The 19,947-nt window shown below is 39.0% G+C and carries 20 protein-coding genes; 19 read left to right on the top strand and 1 reads right to left on the bottom strand.

The features are described 5' to 3' along the window. Window position 1 precedes the first annotated feature (1 nt). The 12 genes from nuoD to spoIID all read left to right on the top strand — a co-directional run bounded on the left by nuoD (window position 2) and on the right by spoIID (window position 12,058). The gene (nuoD, locus tag LOK41_RS17850) at window positions 2-1,102 is read left to right on the top strand and encodes an NADH-quinone oxidoreductase subunit NuoD (protein WP_241817666.1); all 1,101 of its coding nucleotides are present in this window, start codon (window positions 2-4) and stop codon (window positions 1,100-1,102) included. Continuing rightward, window positions 1,102-2,103, top strand: a complete 1,002-nt coding sequence (gene nuoH / locus LOK41_RS17855) for an NADH-quinone oxidoreductase subunit NuoH (RefSeq protein ID WP_241817667.1) — start codon at window positions 1,102-1,104, stop codon at window positions 2,101-2,103. The genes nuoD and nuoH overlap by 1 nt, the downstream gene beginning before the upstream one ends. A gap of 25 nt (window positions 2,104-2,128) precedes the next feature. After that, entirely contained in the window at window positions 2,129-2,548 is a 420-nt protein-coding gene (gene nuoI / locus LOK41_RS17860) for an NADH-quinone oxidoreductase subunit NuoI (protein WP_017153540.1), read from the top strand. Further along, entirely contained in the window at window positions 2,545-3,069 is a 525-nt protein-coding gene (locus LOK41_RS17865) for an NADH-quinone oxidoreductase subunit J (protein ID WP_241817668.1), read from the top strand. Before nuoI ends, LOK41_RS17865 begins: the two co-directional genes overlap by 4 nt. Next, window positions 3,062-3,376, top strand: a complete 315-nt coding sequence (gene nuoK, locus LOK41_RS17870; protein WP_174100458.1) for an NADH-quinone oxidoreductase subunit NuoK — start codon at window positions 3,062-3,064, stop codon at window positions 3,374-3,376. The genes LOK41_RS17865 and nuoK overlap by 8 nt, the downstream gene beginning before the upstream one ends. A 27-nt stretch (window positions 3,377-3,403) precedes the next feature. After that, complete coding sequence (nuoL, locus tag LOK41_RS17875; RefSeq protein ID WP_241817669.1) at window positions 3,404-5,266, top strand: NADH-quinone oxidoreductase subunit L; 1,863 nt, start codon at window positions 3,404-3,406, stop codon at window positions 5,264-5,266. Beyond that, window positions 5,263-6,765: an NADH-quinone oxidoreductase subunit M gene (locus tag LOK41_RS17880; RefSeq protein WP_241817670.1), complete on the top strand. Its 1,503-nt coding sequence runs from the start codon at window positions 5,263-5,265 to the stop codon at window positions 6,763-6,765. The genes nuoL and LOK41_RS17880 overlap by 4 nt, the downstream gene beginning before the upstream one ends. A 7-nt stretch (window positions 6,766-6,772) precedes the next feature. After that, the gene (nuoN, locus tag LOK41_RS17885) at window positions 6,773-8,287 is read left to right on the top strand and encodes an NADH-quinone oxidoreductase subunit NuoN (protein WP_277818676.1); all 1,515 of its coding nucleotides are present in this window, start codon (window positions 6,773-6,775) and stop codon (window positions 8,285-8,287) included. A gap of 218 nt (window positions 8,288-8,505) precedes the next feature. Further along, window positions 8,506-8,742 (top strand): DUF1146 family protein, encoded by a 237-nt coding sequence (locus LOK41_RS17890; RefSeq protein WP_003202077.1) that lies wholly within the window; start codon window positions 8,506-8,508, stop codon window positions 8,740-8,742. A gap of 52 nt (window positions 8,743-8,794) precedes the next feature. Continuing rightward, a complete protein-coding gene (locus LOK41_RS17895) occupies window positions 8,795-9,502 on the top strand; it encodes a YwmB family TATA-box binding protein (protein WP_241817672.1) in 708 nt (235 codons plus the stop codon). A 35-nt stretch (window positions 9,503-9,537) separates the two neighbouring features. Then, a complete protein-coding gene (murA, locus tag LOK41_RS17900) occupies window positions 9,538-10,842 on the top strand; it encodes a UDP-N-acetylglucosamine 1-carboxyvinyltransferase (protein ID WP_017153532.1) in 1,305 nt (434 codons plus the stop codon). A 202-nt stretch (window positions 10,843-11,044) separates the two neighbouring features. Then, on the top strand, window positions 11,045-12,058 hold the full coding sequence (gene spoIID / locus LOK41_RS17905) for a stage II sporulation protein D (RefSeq protein WP_241817673.1): 1,014 nt from the start codon (window positions 11,045-11,047) through the stop codon (window positions 12,056-12,058). An 88-nt stretch (window positions 12,059-12,146) separates the two neighbouring features. On the opposite strand, the gene LOK41_RS17910 is transcribed toward spoIID, so the two are convergent. After that, window positions 12,147-12,335: a hypothetical protein gene (locus tag LOK41_RS17910; RefSeq protein WP_241817674.1), complete on the bottom strand. Its 189-nt coding sequence runs from the start codon at window positions 12,333-12,335 to the stop codon at window positions 12,147-12,149. 308 nt (window positions 12,336-12,643) lie between these two features. On the opposite strand from LOK41_RS17910, the gene LOK41_RS17915 reads away from it, so the two are divergent. From LOK41_RS17915 to LOK41_RS17945, 7 genes are all read left to right on the top strand, one after another. Then, window positions 12,644-14,260, top strand: a complete 1,617-nt coding sequence (locus LOK41_RS17915; protein WP_241817675.1) for a long-chain fatty acid--CoA ligase — start codon at window positions 12,644-12,646, stop codon at window positions 14,258-14,260. Window positions 14,261-14,435: 175 nt separating this feature from the next. Then, entirely contained in the window at window positions 14,436-15,443 is a 1,008-nt protein-coding gene (locus LOK41_RS17920) for a LytTR family transcriptional regulator DNA-binding domain-containing protein (RefSeq protein WP_241817676.1), read from the top strand. Window positions 15,444-15,633: 190 nt separating this feature from the next. Continuing rightward, window positions 15,634-16,476 carry an ABC transporter ATP-binding protein gene (locus tag LOK41_RS17925; protein WP_241817677.1) on the top strand — a complete coding sequence of 281 codons (843 nt, stop codon included), beginning with the start codon at window positions 15,634-15,636 and terminating at the stop codon, window positions 16,474-16,476. Next, on the top strand, window positions 16,476-17,183 hold the full coding sequence (locus LOK41_RS17930; RefSeq protein WP_241817678.1) for an ABC transporter permease: 708 nt from the start codon (window positions 16,476-16,478) through the stop codon (window positions 17,181-17,183). Before LOK41_RS17925 ends, LOK41_RS17930 begins: the two co-directional genes overlap by 1 nt. Window positions 17,184-17,345: 162 nt before the next feature. Continuing rightward, the gene (gene spoIIQ / locus LOK41_RS17935) at window positions 17,346-18,335 is read left to right on the top strand and encodes a stage II sporulation protein SpoIIQ (protein WP_241817679.1); all 990 of its coding nucleotides are present in this window, start codon (window positions 17,346-17,348) and stop codon (window positions 18,333-18,335) included. 142 nt (window positions 18,336-18,477) lie between these two features. Continuing rightward, window positions 18,478-18,612, top strand: a complete 135-nt coding sequence (locus tag LOK41_RS17940; protein ID WP_174100448.1) for an ABC transporter ATP-binding protein — start codon at window positions 18,478-18,480, stop codon at window positions 18,610-18,612. Window positions 18,613-18,779: 167 nt separating this feature from the next. Beyond that, on the top strand, window positions 18,780-19,622 hold the full coding sequence (locus LOK41_RS17945; protein ID WP_241817680.1) for a polysaccharide deacetylase family protein: 843 nt from the start codon (window positions 18,780-18,782) through the stop codon (window positions 19,620-19,622). Window positions 19,623-19,947 lie beyond the last annotated feature (325 nt).

The raw sequence follows: 19,947 nt of genomic DNA on the forward strand, positions 1-19,947 counted from the left end.
TATGATCCGTACAGAAGAAATACTTTTAAATGTAGGGCCGCAACACCCGAGTACGCATGGTGTATTTCGTCTTGTGATTAAAATCGATGGAGAGATTATTAAGGAGGCTACACCTGTCATTGGTTATTTGCATCGCGGAACAGAGAAAATCGCTGAGAGTTTGCAATATACACAAATTATCCCTTATACAGATCGAATGGACTATTTATCAGCGATGACAAATAACTATGTCATCTGCCACGCCGTTGAGACAATGATGAACTTAGAGGTTCCAGAGCGAGCTGAATATTTACGAGTACTTGCGATGGAGCTTGGCCGCGTTGCAAGTCACCTCGTTTGGTGGGGGACAAATCTTCTTGATATTGGGGCGGTTAGTCCATTTTTATATGCATTCCGGGAGCGAGAAATGATTATTAATCTTTTAAATGAACTTTGTGGTGCACGGCTAACGTTTAACTACATGCGAGTAGGTGGTGTAAAGTGGGATGCTCCAGATGGTTGGATTGAGAAAGTTCGTGAATTTGTTCCGTATATGAGAGAGCAATTGAAAGGTTATCACGATCTTGTAAGCGGGAATGAAATTTTCTTAAATCGTGTGAAAGGCGTTGGCATATATAGCGCGGAAGATGCACTTTCTTATTCACTAAGCGGAGCAAATTTACGCTGCACAGGTGTGAAGTGGGATCTTCGTAAGGATGAACCATATTCTATTTATGATCGCTTTGATTTTGATGTTCCGGTAGGAAGTGTAGGGGATGCTTGGGACCGTTACGTTTGCCGGATGGAGGAAATTGAGGAATCCCTCAAAATTATTGAGCAGGCGACCGAGCAATTCCCATCAGAAGGGCCAGTATTGGCGAAAGTACCGAAGATTATTAAAGCACCAAAGGGCGAGGCATTTGTCCGCATTGAGTCGCCGCGCGGAGAGATTGGATGTTATATCGCGAGTGAAGGGAAGAAAGAGCCGTATCGCCTAAAGTTCCGCAGACCATCTTTTTATAACCTTCAAATTTTACCAAAGCTTTTGAAGGGGGAAAATATCGCGAACTTAATTACGATTTTAGGTGGCGTTGATATTGTACTTGGGGAGGTTGATGGGTGATGATAGAGCGCCTCTTAGAGTCATCGGCAAGTTGGACGAATTTTTTCATTTTTTTCGGCCTAGCGGTACTTCTTTTATTTGCCGTCCTTGGGTTTGTTACATATGGGATTTTAGCAGAGCGAAAAGTGATGGGATTTATGCAAGGGCGAATTGGTCCCAACCAGGTTGGCGGTAGATTCGGTTTACTGCAAACAGTTGCTGACGTTTTAAAGCTTTTATTAAAAGAAGATAGCATTCCAAAGGCCGCAGATAAGCCACTGTTTATATTGGCACCTATCATTGCATTTGCACCGGCTTTTATGGTACTCGCGGTCATTCCGTTTACGGATAAATTTCAGTTTGCGGATATCGGAGTAGGGCTCCTTTACTATATTGCGGTATCAGGGATTACGACGATTGGTGTTGTGACCGGGGGATGGGCATCAAACAATAAATATTCACTTTTAGGTGGGATGCGTGCGGCGGCGCAAATGATTTCCTATGAAATTCCGCTTGTGATGAGCGTGATTGGAGTTGTTTTATTAGCTGGCAGTCTTAATTTAAATGAGATCGTAGCGGCGCAAGAAAAGGTTTGGTACATTTTCGCGCAGCCAATCGGTTTTGTTATTTTCTTAATCGCAGCAGTTGCCGAGCTCAACCGGACACCGTTTGATTTACCGGAAGCAGAATCAGAACTCGTCTCTGGATATCATACGGAATATTCAGGGTTTCGTTGGGCGTTCTTTATGCTTTCTGAATACGTGTACTTCTTTGGGATGGCTTCGCTCATTACGGTGCTCTTCCTAGGAGGATGGAATCCAGTTATATTCCTTGGTTTTATTCCTGGCGCTGTATGGTTTTCCTTAAAATTTAGTGTGGTAGTCTTTCTCTTAATTTGGTTCCGCGTTACATTCCCACGTATCAGGGGCGACCAATTAATGGAGTTTGGCTGGAAGGTATTATTGCCAATTGCACTTGCGAACATTTTCTTAACGGCATTGATTAAGGAGTTATTCTTCTAATCTATGAGAGGGGTGCCCGTAAGATATGAAAGGACTATTTAAAGGATTAAAGTATACACTTAGTAACTTAAGTAAGAAAAAAGTAACGTACGATTATCCGAATCAACCATTACCACTCCCAGATCGCTTCCGAGGAATTCAAAAATTTTATCCAGAAAAATGTATTGTTTGTAACCAATGTGCTAACATTTGCCCCACTGACTGTATTCAATTAACTGGGAAGAAGCATCCAGACCCTACGAAAAAAGGAAAAATCATTGATACGTACGATATTAACTTTGAAATTTGTATTCTTTGCGATTTATGTACAGAGGTTTGTCCAACCGAGGCAATCGTTATGACAAATAATTTTGAGTTGGCGGAGTATACGCGTGATGATTTGTTTAAAAATTTGCAGTGGCTCGATGAAAATGATGAGAACGTCAGAAAGGAGAATAAAGCATGAATGGTGAGTTGATAGCATTTTTTATATTGTCCTTAACCGCAATTACCGGCGGTATTCTGATGCTGAACTTAACGAAAGTCATGCACATGATGCTCGCTCTTGTGTTTACGTTTCTTAGCATAGCGGGATTGTACTTTCTCTTATCGGCAGAGTTTGTTGGGGTCGCGCAAATTTTAATTTATTCCGGGGCCATTACGATTATTATGATTTTTGGCATTATGTTAACGAAACATGACGCTGAAAATGAATCTAGTTTTAGTTTTCGGAAATGGCTTATCTTTCTCGCAGTAGTCGCGTTTGGCGCAGTGATGTACTTTGCTGTTAATAATATAGATTTTACAAATCGAAATGTGCAAGGAAGCTTACCACTTCATGAACAGAATACACTTCAAATTGGTACACTCTTGTATTCGAAATATGTTATTCCATTTGAATTAACGTCGGTTATTTTACTTGTTGCGCTTGTTGGGGCGATTGTACTTGCGAAGAAAGATGAGAAGGAGGGGGATTCCGATGAATAGTGTTCCAGCTTCCGCCTACTTAGCTCTTGCCATTATTCTGTTTTGCATCGGTTTATTTGGGGCTTTGACAAAGCGGAATACGGTCATTGTCTTAGTTTGTATAGAACTGATGTTAAATGCGGCGAACTTAAATTTAGTCGCTTTTAGTAAATTAGGCTTTTTTCCGAATTTAACAGGACAAATCTTTTCACTGTTTACGATGTCCGTTGCGGCAGCTGAAGCGGCAGTTGGACTTGCAATCTTAATTGCGTTATATCGCAAGCGTGCAACAGTTAACGTAGATGAAATGGATTCGCTGAAAGGTTAATTGTGACCGAAAAGGGGGAAGGAAACAATGATCGATTATGCATGGCTCATACCGCTTTTCCCACTTGCCTCGTTTTTTTTGCTCATTATGTTTGGAGGAAAGTTGAGGGAAGGAAGTAGCTTACTTGGAATCTTCCTTACATTTCTCTCCTTTGTGGGTGCCGCGGTAGTATTAATAGAACGATTTTCATCAGAAACCGTAAAGCATCAGTGGTTATGGCTGAGGGTAGGAGATGTAGATCTTTCGTTTGGTTTTGAGATTAACGCATTAAATGCTTTAATGCTTTTTATTGTGACACTCGTTAGTCTCCTTGTGCACGTGTATTCAAAAGGGTATATGCATGGCGATGAGAGATTTCCCACCTTTTATGCATATTTAGGGCTCTTTACATTTGCGATGCTGGGGCTTGTTATCTCAACGAATTTATTACAGCTCTATATATTTTGGGAATTAGTTGGACTTGGTTCATTTTTACTAATTGGGTTTTATTTCTTTAAAGCAGAAGCGAAGGCTGCTGCGAAAAAGGCGTTTATTATGACGCGTATTGGAGATGTAGGTTTATTTATCGGGATGATTTTACTCTTCTGGCAGGCTGGTAGTTTTGAGTATAGTGCTATTTTTAAGGCAATGCACACAGGGGATATATCCCCTGGCATGATTACACTCACGGCAATTTTAATCTTTATTGGTGCGATGGGGAAATCAGGTCAGTTTCCGCTTCATACATGGTTACCAGATGCGATGGAAGGACCAACGCCTGTGTCGGCACTTATTCACGCGGCAACAATGGTTGCAGCAGGCGTGTACTTAGTGGCAACGATGTTTCCGCTATTTTCAGCAAGTCCTGTGGCGATGCAAACAGTGGCGGTTATCGGTGCCTTTACTGCAATCTTTGCCGCGTCCATTGGCCTCGTACAAACGGATATCAAAAGAGTTCTTGCCTATTCAACAGTCAGTCAGCTCGGTTATATGATGCTCGCGCTTGGTTCGGCAGGGTACGTGGCTGGCGTCTTTCATTTAACGACACATGCTTTCTTTAAAGCATTGCTTTTCTTAGCGGCAGGAAGCGTGATTCATGCAGTGCATACGCAAAACATTAATGAAATGGGCGGATTGCAGAAGAAAATGAAAGTGACGGGGCTACTCTTCTTAATCGGTACGCTAGCGATTAGTGGGGTTCCGCTTTTTTCAGGGTTTTTTAGTAAGGATGAAATTTTGGCGGCGGCGTGGATGCACGGCAATTATGTGTTGTTTGTCCTTGCGGTTCTTGCGGCATTCCTAACGGCGTTCTACATGTTCCGGTTATACTTTCTCGTTTTTACAGGAGAAGCGAAGAAAGAAGAGGATGTGCATGAATCTCCTCGCGTCATGACATTTCCAATGATTGTCCTGGGTGTTTTCGCGGTTTTGGCGGGCTACATCAATACGCCGTGGTTTGGAACATTCCTTGGAGACTGGCTTACAAAGGATGTCCCGTTTCAAGTAGAGCAAAGTCATGGTCCGGTGTGGATTATGATTGTTGCGACACTCGTTTCCTTTGCAGGCATTTTCTTAGCATATCTCATCTATGGGAAACGCTCTATCTCTAGAGACTGGGCTGGCGGAAGAGAAACAGTCTTATATAGCCTCTTAAAGGAAAAATATTATGTAGATGAAATATATAATGTGACTGTGCTCCCGCTCGTAAAAGGAATCGCTTATGTGCTTCGCTTATTTGAAGTATATATTGTCGAAGGGATTGCCCAGTTAATCGCGGGTATTGTGAGGGGAGCAAGTGCTGCTGGTTCTAAACTTCAAAACGGAAACGTACAAGTATACGGAACTGCGGTGGCTGTTTCTTTGGCAGCATTAGTTGTCATTCTGTTATATACAGGGGGGTATTGGCAATGAATGCATTCTTATTATCGTTCTTCATTTTCTCCCCGCTTCTCGGGATTCTCTTACTTATGTTAACACCGAAAACGGAAGTGCGTGCAGTGCGAGGCCTCGGTTTATTCGGAACAATTCTGCCGCTTGGAATCGCGATTGTTTTAGCTGGTACATATGCTTCCGGAAAGAGCTTAACAATTTTTGCTGAAAAGGTGAAGTGGATTCAATTTGGAAGCTTTTTGAACGTAGATGAAAAGTTGTTTTCTATTTATTACGAGCTTGGCATCGATGGTTTTTCTCTTGTAATGATGATATTGACGGCACTTTTAGCAACACTTGCGGCGATTGCTGCCTTCTCCATTCAAAAGAATATAAAAGGTTTTTACATGCTTTTATTAATACTTGAGATTGGGATGCTCGGCGTCTTTGCAGCAGAAAATTTACTTCTATTCTTTGTCTTCTTTGAAATTACATTACCACCGATGTTCTTGCTAATCGGAAAGTGGGGGAAATTGAACAGTGAAAAAGCTTCCTATAGTTATTTGATTTATAACGGCATTGGATCAGCGATTTTACTTATCGTTTTCTCTATCCTCTTTGCAAAAACAGGTACAACAAATATTACAGCGTTAAAAGATATTTTGACTGGGGCGGAAACATCGCTCCTAGGCGATATTTCAAATTCATTGCAAATTGGATTATTCATTGCCCTTATGATTGCCTTTGCTATAAAGCTACCGGTATTCCCTTTGCATCGCTGGATGGTAAATGTGCATGTTGAGGCCCATCCTGCGGTGGTAATGCTCCATGCAGGTGTTCTGCTCAAAATCGGGGCATACGGCATCGTTCGCTTTGGAAAAGGGCTATTCCCGGAGCAGTTTCACGACTTTGCAACGTTTATGGCAATTTTAGGAGTAATCAATTTACTGTACGGTGCTTTCCTAGCGATGATTCAAACGGATTTCCGAAAGGTACTTGCTTACTCAAGTATTTCGCATATGGGAATCGTGCTAATGGGACTTGCAGCACTTAACGCCCCCGGCATAAAGGGAGCACTATTTCAAGTCGTATCCCACGGCCTAATTGCAGCGTTACTCTTCTTCCTGCTCGGTATGATTGAACGGCGCTTCGACACTTCTGATATTACGAAGCTCGGTGGCCTCGCCAAACAAGTTCCGGTGTTAAGCGGCTTCTTATTAGCAGGAGGTATGGCTTCGCTTGGCCTCCCAGGAATGTCTGGGTTTGTTAGTGAATTTCTTGCCTTCCTTGGACTATTTCAACGGGAGCCGATCATCGCAGTAGTTGGTGTACTCGGTATCATTTTAACCGCGGTATATGTCTTAAGGGCGACGCTTCAAGTGACATTTGGAAAGAGGGAATTGGAAACAAAGCCGGATGTCCGCGGCTGGGAATACGTTCCGGTTGTACTCTTACTAACGTGTATTATCGCAATCGGTGTTATGCCAGAACTTTTAGGGGCGCCACTACAATACACAGTGAAAATACTGGGGGTGAGATAGGATGGATATGAATACATTACTTAGCTTATCTTGGCATCTTATGGTACCGGAGTTTATCATTCTTGGGGCGGCCATCCTTCTCTCGCTTCTTGATTTATTTCTGAAGTTTGATCGTAAGTATTTAGGGATTGGTGCGATTGGTAGTGCGGTGTTATCACTTATCGCGTTAATTACACTATATAGTGAACCAGCTGGTGATATTTTAAGCGGTTCGTTTGTATTAGATGGATTTTCAAAAGGATTTAAAACGTTGCTATTAATTGGAGCTGTTCTCGTTTTATGTATGGCGATGAGCGATGATAAAAAAGAGCCGATTCAAGATAAAGGAGAGTACTATTACTTATTTTTAATGGCAGTTCTCGGGGCGATGTTCATGGCGTCTAGCGTCGATTTTATTACGCTCTTTATTGGCTTAGAGTTGTTATCACTGTCTTCGTACATTTTAGTAGGGATTCGAAAGAAAAATCGTGCTTCGAATGAAGCGGCGATGAAATATGTCATTAATGGCGGGATTGGAACGGCCATTACGCTCTTTGGAATGAGCTATTTATATGGGATTACGGGTGCGACTAATATAATTACGATGCAGGAAGTTTTGATGCAAGGTGTAGATGGAAGCATCAGGCTTTTGGTATCACTTGCTTTCTTGCTTCTGTTTGTTGGTTTATCCTTTAAAATTGCGACAGTTCCGTTTCATATGTGGGCGCCAGATGTATATGAGGGTGCCGCGACACCTGTCACGGCTTTCCTCGGGACAATCTCTAAAATCGCCGGATTTATTATGATGATAAGATTGTTCCTTATGGTATTCGGTGGTATACCGATTCATGGAAGTGAGCAATCCGTATTTAGTAATATGAGCGTATATATTGCGATTTTAGCTGGAATTACAATGATTATCGGTAATGTTGTGGCGTTAAAGCAACACAGCGTGAAGCGTTTGTTTGCCTATTCTGGCATAGCGCATGCTGGATATTTACTCGTTCCACTTGTAGCGTTATCGCCATTTACGATGGATAGTATGTGGTTTTATATGTTGGCATACGTGCTGATGAATATAGGAGCTTTTGCAGTTATCCACGGATTAATCTTACAAAGTGGAAAGGAAAATATAACAATTTTCTCTGGTTTATACAAACGCTCTCCGTTCCTCTCGGCGGCGATGACCATTTTTATTCTATCTCTAGCGGGAATTCCAGGGACCGCTGGTTTTATCGGAAAGGTTAACATTTTTTTAAGTGCCTTTACAGCTAGCCCAGCTCATTACGTGCTAGCATCAATCATGATGGGCACAACCGTTATCTCATTTGTATATTATTTCCGTATTTTGCAGCAAATGTTCTTTCGAAAGAGCAGTGAAGAAGATCAGGTATACGTACCAATGAATTTGAAAGTTGTTATTAGTTTTTGTGCAATTGCAATCGTATTACTCGGGATTTTGCCGGCGATCGGCTACAATTTCTTTTATGAATATTTTCCACTCATGAAAGATTTCTTCTTTACGGGGAACGTGGTACAATAGTGAAAATAAAAAGTGTAGGGTCACCGCTCTACGCTTTTTATTGTGGAGCAGATCTAGTAAGATAGAGATGTTTCCGCGGTAGTGCCCCCTTCTTCAGCTTCTTTCGAAGGGAGAACTTTATACCGCCTATTTTAGGCGTGGAAAAGTGTGGTTTCCATTTATATGGGATCGTTTTGCATCCTAAGTGATGGTAAGCCAAACAAAAGGAGTCGATTTTTTTGGCGCAACTTTTAGGGCAACAAGCACTGATTGCGATTGTCTCGCATTTATTGTTTATTACCATTACGTGGTGGGCCTTACAAGGTATCCATATCGAACGCCTGATGAAATCTGGGAAGGTATTGCAGACGAGAATTTTGCTCATTCTGGTTACGATTGCAATCGGGACATCTGTCAGCAACTTTTTCCTTGATTATTTAGGGTATTCGAAGAGTTTAACGTATTTAGTAAAGTAAGTGTATAGAACCTCATATCTCCGTTAACAATGGGGATAGGAGGGGATGAAACTTGAAAAGTTTGAAAACAATTCTTATTGTTGTCGTAAGTATTGTCGTATTCTTGGTCGGGTATAAACAGATAAAGCCCGTAAGTGACGAAGAGAAGATGGAGAGTATGATCGCGGCTCTTGAAAACAATGGAACAGAGATAGAGCGGTGGTCATGGTTAGCACGAGAAACCAAAACCATTCCTACTATACATACGTTTCAAAAATTGTTAAATGAAGTGAAAGAAAAAGCGAATATTCAGAAATGGGAATTAGAACAATCTCATGACGGATATAAAGCAACAGCATACCAAAAATTTTCTTCCCATGAAGAACGAATAGTAGTAACTTGGAGTAAGAAAAATACTAAAGAAAACACTTTTATTATCTTTGAAGTAAGTGGGTCGAAATGGGACCCTAAAAATATTCAAAAAATGGATAAAATTTTTAGTACAAAACCTACAATTTACACTTGTGTTCAAGGTGTACTGAATGATAAGATTGAAGGTGTTTTGCAAAATAAAACCAATCAGGTTTTGAAAGATCTTTCAGCAAGAGCGATCGAAGAGATAGAAGAAAGAGCATTTGTGTCAGTCTCGGCATATAATAAAAAGTGGAATGACGCTCTTTCAACAAATAGAGAGAAAATCAATGTGCAAATAGCAATACGTTCTACAGACAACAAAGATACAATTGTGGTTGGCACACCGATCATAACTTCTGAGTATTGAATAGATATTGAAAAAAGGACACGGAGGGGAATAAATTGGAAAAAATCATCGTCCGTGGCGGAAAGCGGTTGAACGGCACAGTGCGTGTTGAGGGCGCGAAAAATGCTGTATTACCAATAATCGCTGCAGCCCTATTAGCGAGTGATGGAAAGAATGTACTATCTGAAGTACCAGTTTTGTCTGATGTATACACAATTAATGAGGTATTACGTCATTTAAATGCTGAAGTCGTATTTGAAAATAACCAAGTAACAATCGATGCTTCAAAGGATTTAAATATTGAAGCACCATTTGAATATGTACGAAAAATGCGTGCGTCCGTTCAAGTAATGGGACCACTATTAGCACGTAATGGTCGTGCTCGTATTGCACTTCCTGGTGGATGTGCAATTGGTTCACGTCCAATTGACCAACATTTAAAAGGCTTTGAAGCAATGGGAGCGAAAGTAAAAGTTGGTAATGGATTTGTTGAAGCTTATGTAGATGGACAATTGCAAGGCGCGAAAATTTACTTAGACTTCCCAAGCGTAGGTGCAACAGAAAACATTATGTCTGCTGCTACATTAGCAAAAGGGACAACAATCCTGGAAAACGCAGCGAAAGAACCAGAAATCGTTGACTTAGCTAACTTCTTAAATGCAATGGGAGCGAAAGTACGCGGAGCTGGAACTGGAACGATTCGTATCGAAGGCGTTGATAAATTATATGGTGCACACCATTCTATTATTCCTGACCGCATTGAAGCAGGAACATTTATGGTTGCAGCAGCAATTACTGGTGGAGACATCTTAATTGAAAATGCTGTACCAGAACATTTACGCTCTATTACAGCGAAGATGGAAGAAATGGGTGTTAAGGTTATCGAGGAAAATGAAGGTGTACGTGTTATCGGCCCAAGTAAACTAAAAGCCGTTGATATTAAAACAATGCCTCATCCTGGTTTCCCAACAGACATGCAATCACAAATGATGGCATTGTTATTACATGCTGATGGAACGAGCATGATCACAGAAACGGTATTTGAAAACCGCTTCATGCATGTTGAAGAATTCCGTCGTATGAACGCAGACATCAAAATTGAAGGCCGTTCTGTTATTATGAATGGACCTAATAACTTACAAGGTGCAGAAGTAGCAGCGACTGACTTACGTGCTGCAGCAGCATTAATTCTAGCTGGTTTAGTATCAGACGGTTACACACGTGTAACAGAATTAAAACACCTTGATCGTGGATATGTAAACTTCCATGAGAAACTAGCTGCATTAGGTGCAACAATTGAACGTGTAAACGAAAAAGTAGAAGAAGTGAAAGAACAACAAATTTCTGATCTTCACGCTTAATTGAAATCGTCTCTATGTCTTTGGACATAGGGGCGATTTTTTTTCTATTACTGTTATAGTCAAAAAATTCGTGACTTATGCCTATTTCTTCAAAAATATTTGGAAAATTCATTTGTTTGAGAAGAGGTCCCCGTGTTTGTTCTAAAAGTTCGCTATTCTCCATAAGAATGAAATGAGTCCAATTTCATATCGGGGGAAAAAGATGAAAATATCAAAGCCACTTTTCATTACAATGGCGCTCTTAGTGGCGCTCGTCATTATTGTACCGACCGTACTTGTTATTCCGTATGCGAAAGAGAAGGTCGGTCAGCCGCCCAAAAATCCTCCAGCCGTGCAAAATGTGCCAGCTCCTAAAAAGGTACATACCGCTGTGCAAGTTGCTGTATATCGTAATCAGCAAAAGAAGATAGAAACAATGCCGATGGAAGAGTATGTTACAGGTGTAGTAGCCTCTGAGATGAATGCGAGCTTTGAAGTAGAAGCATTAAAGGCGCAGGCATTGGCGGCGAGGACGTTTATTGTGCAGCGTATGTTAAGCGGAAGTAAGAAAAATAATGCAGATGTGACAGATACGGTTCGTGATCAAGTGTATAAAAGTAAAGAAGAGTTGAAGAAGACATGGGGCAAGGATTATGAGAAGAATTTGAAGAAGATTGAAGAGGCTGTGTCTAAAACAGCCGGACAAGTTTTAACGTACGAAGGGAATCCAATTACAGCGCAGTTCTTCTCAACAAGCAATGGTTATACGGAAAACGCTGCAGACTACTGGGGAAAGGACTTACCATATTTGAAAAGTGTAGACAGTCCTTGGGATCAAGCTTCTCCGAAATTTGCGAGGGAGCAAACTTTTACTGTAGCTGATTTTCAAAAGCGTCTTGGCGTAAAGGTGCTGGAAAACGGAAAAGTCGGTAACATTAAAGAACGTACAGAAGGAAAAAGGGTGAAGGATGTAGAGTTTCAAGGGAAAACGTTAACAGGAAAAGAAGTGCGGGAAAAATTAGATTTACGTTCTTCAGACTTTACGTGGAAACAGCAAGGGCAGAATATTGTTGTTACAACGAAAGGTTTCGGTCATGGCGTTGGCATGAGTCAGTATGGTGCCAATGGAATGGCGAAAGAGGGGAAAGGGTATACAGATATTGTTGCTCATTACTATAAAGGTATCGAAATTAAAACGCTAAACGACTATGAAGGAAAGTTAATGGCGAGGAACTAAAATAAGACGTAGTACCAAGTCCATCATACTAGATGGACTTTTTTCTTTACTGAATTTTGTTCATACAAATAATTGCAGGGTCATTAAACTACATTAGTGCTTTTAAAAGTTCTTGTACTAATGGGATTACGCCACCGATAAACTTTAATACAGCCATTGCGATTTCCATACGATTACCTCCTGTTTGTTGGAATATTAAAATATTTAAAATCTTGATACTTTGATTATAGTAAGCGTTTTCGATTTTATCAATGTGTTTTAAAATGCAATTTTGCATAATGAATTATAAATCAAGTAATAAATAATTCATGCGGTAAAATATTGCTTGTGGATGTGTTTACGTATAGTAGAGGAGATTAGGATTTTAATACACAATTATTAAGGTAGTTCAAGTCGAAAGAGGGAGATATCCAAAAGTAGCTATTCAGCTACTTTTGGATATCTCCTTGTTTTTTGAAGGGAAGAAAGTTAGATAATAAGATGTCATTTTTTGTAGAAAACGAAAGAAATGTTACCGGCTTTTGTCTAGTTGTGCTGTGTTATAATACAGAGGTATATGTAAAATAATTACAGGGGGCATGAAATATGATGATGGATGTACCACTCCTCATTCCAGCAATGATGGAGAGAGCAGAGAAGTACTTTTCAAAAAAGGAAGTCGTTTCGCGTACTGCATCGCGTATTCAAACATTAACATACGGAATGGTTGCGAAGCGGACAAGGCGATTAGCTAGTGTATTAAGTAAAATGGGAATTGAAAAGGGAGATAAAGTGGGGACAATCGCTTGGAACCATCACCGCCATTTGGAAGCATATTTTGCGATTCCAGGACTTGGAGCGGTGTTACATACGATTAACTTAAGGCTTTCAGCAGATCACATTTCTTATATCATTAACCACGCCGAAGATAAAATCATCCTCGTTGATGAAGATATGGTTCCTGTATTAGAGAGTATTCAACACGAAATTCCTCATGTGAAAGCATTTATTATTATGACAGATGATCACGAACTACCTCACACAACATTATTACCAGTATATCATTACGACAAACTACTCGAAGACGGTGATGAGACATTCCCATTCATAAAAGAATTAGATGAAAAAGAACCTGCAGGTATGTGCTACACTTCCGCAACGACAGGAAAACCGAAAGGCGTTGTCTATACACACCGTAGTATTGCACTTCATAGTTATACGCTCGGACTTGTGGACGGCGGGAATATATCAGAAGTAGACACTTGTATGCCAGTTGTTCCGATGTTCCATGTTAATGCGTGGGGACTTCCTTTTGCTGGTACATGGTTCGGTACAAAACTCGTTTTACCAGGACCGCACTTTACACCAGAAATTTTGGCACAGCTTATTGAACGTGAGAAGGTGACAATTACTGCTGGTGTACCAACAATTTGGATTGGTCTATTACAGGAACTTGAAAAGTACCCGTATGATATTAGTAGTATTCGTACGATTTGGTCAGGTGGATCAGCAGCACCGAGAAGTATGATTCGCACATATGAGGAGAACTACGGAATTGCTTTTAGACAAATATATGGAATGACCGAAACGAGCCCAGCTGTTGTCATTAACTGTCCAAAATCATATCAGCGTGATTTACCGAAAGAAGAATATTACGAGTTACGCTCCCGACAAGGTTACTTATTCCCAGGTCTTGAAATGAAGGTGATTGGTCAAGAAGGGGAGATTAAGTGGGACGGTGAAGAAATGGGAGAGTTGTGCCTACGCGGACCATGGATTGCCGGTAGTTATTATAAAGACGAACGCACAGAAGAATCGATGAAAGACGGTTGGCTCCATACTGGGGATATTGTCACAGTCGATCCTGAAGGGTTTATCAAAATTGCCGACCGGACGAAAGACTTAATTAAAAGCGGCGGCGAATGGATTTCCTCCGTTGATTTAGAAAATGCTTTAATGGCACATGATAAAGTACTAGAAGCATCTGTCGTTGCCGTTCCGCATGAGAAGTGGCAAGAACGTCCTGTTGCCTGCGTTGTCTTAAAAGAAGGACAAGCAGTAGAACAAGAAGAGCTCTATGCATTATTAGAAGACCAGTTCCCGAAATGGTGGATGCCGGATGACATTTTATTCGTGGAAGAGATTCCAAAAACATCCGTCGGGAAATTCCTGAAAAGGGCGCTTCGTGATCAGCTGAAAAGTTATATGGTGAAGCAGAAGTAAATTGTTTTAGTGTGCCGCTCGTTTGGAGTAGCATATCGGTACCTCGATAAAATACATTATATAAACTGATCAAAAAGGAGCTAAATTAGCTCCTTTTTATTTTCGGAATAAATATCATAATTTTCCATTAATTGTTTGGTATAATAAGATAAAAAACTCACCTGGAGGAAAAAGCATGGCGTTATTGGAGCTAAAACAATTGGGGAAGACGAACCAGTTGCAAACGATTCAGCTCGAAATTGAAAAAGGGCAATGTGTTGTGCTGCAATGTAACAATCATACGGCGAAAATTTTGCACCGCATTATAATCGGTGAAGAAGAGGCGTCGACAGGAAGCGTCTTATTTGATGGGGAGCCGATTCAAAAGCAAGTTTACTCGCGTATTGGTTTTTGCTTTTTAAAAGATGAAGCGTACAATCGCTTGAAAGTGAAAGAATATTTCGCTTTTTTATCCGGATTGTATGACTCGAATATTAGCATAGAAGAAATTGCCCAGTATGTTGGTTTACTAGATAAAATGAGCGTTAAAATCGAAAAGCTATCCTTTTCTGAAAAACGCCGTCTTCATATTGGTCGGGTCATGATTCATAATCCAGATTTAATTATTTTAGAAGAGCCGGAACAAAATGTAGATATAGAGAGCACAATTATCATTCGAAAAGCAATTATGAAGATGAAAGAACAAGGGAAGGCAATCTTTATTACATCATTCTTTTTATCAGATGCACTTTCTTTAACAGAAGATGTGTATATATTAAATCCAGATGGCGTTAAAAAAGTAGAAATCGAGCAGGAAGAAGAGGAAGAGATAGATTCAGAAAACGTCGTTCAAATGATTCCGCAAATGAAGCTTGAAAGAATTCCGGCGAAAGTGAACGATAAAATCATTTTGCTTGATCCAATGGAAATTCATTTTATTGAAACGCAAAATGGGACGACGCATATTCATGTTCGCGAAGGAGACTTTGTATGCGCGTTAACATTAAGTGAGTTAGAAGAAAGGTTAAAAGGATTCGGATTCTTCAGATGTCATCGTTCTTACCTTGTTAACTTACAGCGAGTACGAGAAGTAATCACCTGGACTCGTAATAGCTTTAGCTTAATTTTGGATGATGAACGAAAAAGTTCAATTCCACTTTCGAAAGGTCGAATGGATGAATTAAAAGGCGTGATTGGACTATAAATTATGTTTCATTAAGCTGAAAATAGGATTCATTCACCGGTAAAAATACTCCTTTTACCGGTATTTTACTGCGTAACCTCTTTGTTTTTCATATGATTGAATCAAGAAAAGCGAACACAACAAGTGGAGGCGACAAACGAGTCGCTAAAGCCAACTTTATCTATAAAAGAAAAACAAAGGGGATGACGAAATGACATTGGCAATCGAAATGAAGGATGTAATGAAAACCTTTCATGAAAAAGCAGCACTTCGAAATGTAAATATTGAGGTGAAGCAAGGAGAAATCTTCGGGTTTCTTGGGCCGAGTGGATCAGGGAAAACAACAACAGTGAAAATTTTAACTTCCCAATTGCTTCATAGTGTGGGAAGAGTAAGGGTACTAGGAAAAGATATTATAGGACCAGGCAGCATTGATTATAAACGAATCGGTATTTTAACAGATAACAGCGGCTTATATGAAAGGCTTAGCATTTATGATAACTTACTATTATTTTGCGATTTATACGATTGTCCAAAAGAACGAATTGATGAAGTGCTATCGCAAGTGAATTTATTAGATGATAAAAAAACACCAGTTAAGAAATTATCAAAAGGGATGAAGCAGCGCGTTACACTAGCACGAGCAATTCTGCATAAACCAGATATCCTCTTCTTAGATGAACCAACATCAGCGCTTGATCCAGTAAACGTCCAAAACATTCATAACATCTTAAAAGACTTAAATAGAGAAGGAACAACTATTTTCTTAACGACGCACAACATGGATGAAGCAGAGACGCTTTGTGACCGTATTGCTTTCTTATGCGGCGGAGAAATTGTGGCGCTTGATACACCGGAGAACTTAAGACTTCAATATGCGAAAGACAAAATTGAAGTGGTTTTAACAAATAAGAAAAAAGAAACAGTGCAAAAAGATGAGTTAGGAGCAAAACGGATTTCAGAATGGATGAGAAAAGGTGAGCTTTTATCCATTCATTCGCATGAGCCAACTTTAGGGGATATCTTTATTGAAGTAACTGGGAGGGGATTATAATGACATTTTCAATGAGACGTGTATCGGCGATTTTACGGAAAGAGGTACAGGATTTGAAGAATAACGCACAAATATTATTAATGGCGATTTTACCACTTGGATTGGCGTTGTTTTATAAGCAAATGGGACAAGGGAAGGAGTTTATGGGAGGCTTTGTAATTGTCATGATATTATGTATGGTTACAACAATCTCACAGGCAACTCTTATTGCGGAAGAGAAGGAGAAACATACGTTACGAGTGCTTATGCTATCTCCTGCCTCTCCATTTGAAATCATTATTGGAAAAGCACTACCAATCATTGTTTTAACGTTTGCTATAAGTTTTCTTAATTTATTTATATTAGATGTTTTACAAGGGAATATGTTGTTCATGTTTCTGTTAATGTTATTAGGAACATTAGTGTTTATCATATTTGGGACAATTATTGCTCTTTTAGCTAAAAATTTAGTGCAAGTTTCTGTTATTGCATCACCGGTTGCAATGGTTTTGCTCATGACTCCAGTTTTAAGTAATGTTATAAAAAATGACATTTTGAAAAACATACTATCGTATTTACCGACTAATCATATTTTTGAAGCGTTCGTAAGTATTGTAGAGGGGAAAGGCTTCTCTGCATTTGCGGCAGATCTAATCAATGTCTCTATTTGGTTAGTCATTTCAATTATTGTTTGCCTCTTCGTCTACAAAAAGAAACAACTAGACTAAAAAACTGAGCCAATCCGCTCAGTTTTTTCTTTTTTCTATCATTTCCTCGGAAATTTTGCAATTCCTATACATATTTTTACAGATTTTGTCGAAAAGTAATTAGTTATAGGTTGTATAGGATGAATGAATATTGTTCAAAATGATTGCTGAGGTGATGATAGAATGCGAGGAAGGAATAATAAAAAGTCGCGGAAGGTAGTTCATTTATTTCAAAAACGGTGGGTATTTCCTGCACTATATATTGCATGTGCAGCGGTAATCTTGTCAGTTGCTCTATGGTTCCAGGCAGCGAATCCAAAGAAAGCGCCTAATAAAGAGCAAGCAACGCCGTATGGTCAAACGGACAATCCAGCAGTACCTGTAACAAAATCTTCAGAAGTTGTGAAAATGCCAGTTGCAAAGAATGTAGATGTTGTTGTGAATAAGAAGTTTTATGAGGATGCAGCAACAGAGGAGGAGCAAGAACAAGCACTTGTCTTTTATAACAACACATATTCTCCTAACAAAGGAATTGATATTGCTGCGAAAAACGGGAAGGAATTCGATGTTACAGCTGCTTTAAGCGGTACAGTAACAAAAGCGGAAAAAGATTCGCTTCTCGGTTATGTAATAACAGTTGATAACGGAAATGGTCTTGCAACAACTTATCAAAGCTTAGGCAGTGTAAAAGTAGAAAAAGGTGCAAAGGTTGCACAAGGTGAAGTATTAGGAAAATCCGGTTTAAGCGCAATGAATAAGGAAGCAGGTTCCCATGTACACTTTGAAGTACGTAAAGATAATGTAGCTGTTAATCCAGAGCGTTACCTTAACAAACTTGCAACAGATGTAAAAGCAGAGGCAGGAGCAGCGAAAGCGACAAATGGCTCTGTTGATGAAAAAGCAACAAATGGTAAAACGGAAGAAAAATCACAAAAAGAAGAAAAATCAACTTCAGCTGATGAAAAAGGTAAAAAAGAAGAGAAATCAACAAGCGGTTCAACTGACGAAAAGCAGCAAAAAGAAGAGAAATCGACAAATAGCTCGGCTGATGAAAAACAGCAAAAAGAAGAGAAATCAACAAATAGCCCAGCTGACGAAAAGCAGCAAAAAGAAGAAAAATCAACAAATGGTTCTACGGAATCATCTAGCGACTCTTCTTCTACACAAGAATAATAAAATGAAAAAATCAGTTCTCACTAGGGGAACTGATTTTTTTATTATTATATAAAAATGATTGATTTTTCGAGGAAATATAGCAATAACAAGGAAATTGGACAGAATTCTCGAATATATATTAAGAAAAGGAGGGGATTCTATGTCGTTTTTATTTGTTCTGTCGATTGCTCTTATTTTGTTGTTCATTTTATTTACTTTATATTATTACATCGCTAGTAAGAAAGAAGTTCCCCACCATCAATTGTTAGAAGAAGAATGTGATCAAGAAGAATGACGCTCCTAAAGCAGGGGTGTTTTTCTTTTTATACAACTATTGGAATTTCTAATTTTTACACGTATAATGTTAATTGTGATTTTTTTTACATAAAAAAGCAATCTTGAGGTGCAGTATGATGTTGAAAGTACTGCGTTTTTTTGTTGTGTTTGAGGAGGAGTTTTAGATTGAAAGCTAGAGAGAGTAAGAATTCAAAAAAGCTGTTTCTTTTTATCGCTGCAGCAATTGTGTTGATTGGTGGAATCGTATTTGCTGTTTTTAGCAAAGGTACTAAAGAAGAGAAAGTACCTGTTTTGATGTACCATCATTTACTTAAAGAAAAAGAAAAAAATGAAAATCCGAAATTTAAGAATATGGATTCAATTTTATCGGTAGAAACATTTGAAAAACAAATGAAATATTTAGCCGATAATGGTTATAAAACATTGACATTAGAAGAATTTGAGGGATTTGTAAAACATAAGAAAAAATTACCTGATAAAAGTGTTTTAATCATTTTTGATGATGGTTGGAAATCAAATTATGTGTATGCATATCCAATTCTAAAAAAATATAAAATGCATGCAGCGTCATTCCCAATTACATCTAAATTAAAAAATGAAGAAGAAAAGTTTGATGCGAAACAATTACAGTTTCTTAGCAAATTGGATATTAAGAAGATGAAAGATACTTTTGAATTTGGGAGTCATTCACATAATCTTCATAATGAAATTAGTAAGGGAAAGGTTGATTTTGTAACTAAACCAATCGCTGATGTAAAAAAAGATATTGAATTAAGTAAAAATGCTTTAAATACAAAATATTTTTGCTACCCGTTTGGAGCGTATGATGAGAATTCAATTAAGTTATTAAAAGAATTAGGTTTTCATTTAGCATTTACTACAAATGCTGGTTATGCTAGACCAGATAGTAAACCCTTGGAAGTTAACAGCTTTGTAATGAATCCACAAATGAATATGGATATATTTGCTGATATAGTTTCAGGTAAGTATGAGGAAGTAAAAAAATAAGATAGCGTTAATTAAATAATGTTTGTAAGTGAAGGAGTGTATAGAGATGATTGGGAAATCATTCTTATGCACTCTTTTTTTATAGTTTCTCACACAAAATTGTAATTTTTCTTAACTTAGTCCGCAAAAATACCGAACTTATAGCATATATCAGTAATGTGGGCAATACAATGGTATAAACCAATGCAAAGAGAGTGTTTGAGGTGAGAAATCGTGAATCATTTCATTATAAATTCCAGAATGTTTAACGCTTACAAACAGCACTCGAATTTACTTCTTAGTCATATGCAGCGAGTCTCATTTCACACTTCTCACATCCAATTTA

Origin of the sequence: Bacillus sp. TL12, assembly GCF_022625245.1 — a bacterium.
GTDB lineage: Bacteria > Bacillota > Bacilli > Bacillales > Bacillaceae_G > Bacillus_A.

Bases quoted from the DNA above. Each gene is read 5' to 3' on its own strand.
- nuoD (WP_241817666.1), top strand. From the start codon at position 2: ATGATCCGTACAGAAGAAATACTTTTAAATGTAGGGCCGCAACACCCG.
- nuoH (WP_241817667.1), top strand. From the start codon at position 1,102: ATGATAGAGCGCCTCTTAGAGTCATCGGCAAGTTGGACGAATTTTTTC.
- nuoI (WP_017153540.1), top strand. From the start codon at position 2,129: ATGAAAGGACTATTTAAAGGATTAAAGTATACACTTAGTAACTTAAGT.
- LOK41_RS17865 (WP_241817668.1), top strand. From the start codon at position 2,545: ATGAATGGTGAGTTGATAGCATTTTTTATATTGTCCTTAACCGCAATT.
- nuoK (WP_174100458.1), top strand. From the start codon at position 3,062: ATGAATAGTGTTCCAGCTTCCGCCTACTTAGCTCTTGCCATTATTCTG.
- nuoL (WP_241817669.1), top strand. From the start codon at position 3,404: ATGATCGATTATGCATGGCTCATACCGCTTTTCCCACTTGCCTCGTTT.
- LOK41_RS17880 (WP_241817670.1), top strand. From the start codon at position 5,263: ATGAATGCATTCTTATTATCGTTCTTCATTTTCTCCCCGCTTCTCGGG.
- nuoN (WP_277818676.1), top strand. From the start codon at position 6,773: ATGAATACATTACTTAGCTTATCTTGGCATCTTATGGTACCGGAGTTT.
- spoIID (WP_241817673.1), top strand. From the start codon at position 11,045: ATGAAAATATCAAAGCCACTTTTCATTACAATGGCGCTCTTAGTGGCG.
- LOK41_RS17910 (WP_241817674.1), bottom strand. From the start codon at position 12,335: ATGCAAAATTGCATTTTAAAACACATTGATAAAATCGAAAACGCTTAC.
- LOK41_RS17915 (WP_241817675.1), top strand. From the start codon at position 12,644: ATGATGATGGATGTACCACTCCTCATTCCAGCAATGATGGAGAGAGCA.
- LOK41_RS17920 (WP_241817676.1), top strand. From the start codon at position 14,436: ATGGCGTTATTGGAGCTAAAACAATTGGGGAAGACGAACCAGTTGCAA.
- LOK41_RS17925 (WP_241817677.1), top strand. From the start codon at position 15,634: ATGACATTGGCAATCGAAATGAAGGATGTAATGAAAACCTTTCATGAA.
- LOK41_RS17930 (WP_241817678.1), top strand. From the start codon at position 16,476: ATGACATTTTCAATGAGACGTGTATCGGCGATTTTACGGAAAGAGGTA.
- spoIIQ (WP_241817679.1), top strand. From the start codon at position 17,346: ATGCGAGGAAGGAATAATAAAAAGTCGCGGAAGGTAGTTCATTTATTT.
- LOK41_RS17940 (WP_174100448.1), top strand. From the start codon at position 18,478: ATGTCGTTTTTATTTGTTCTGTCGATTGCTCTTATTTTGTTGTTCATT.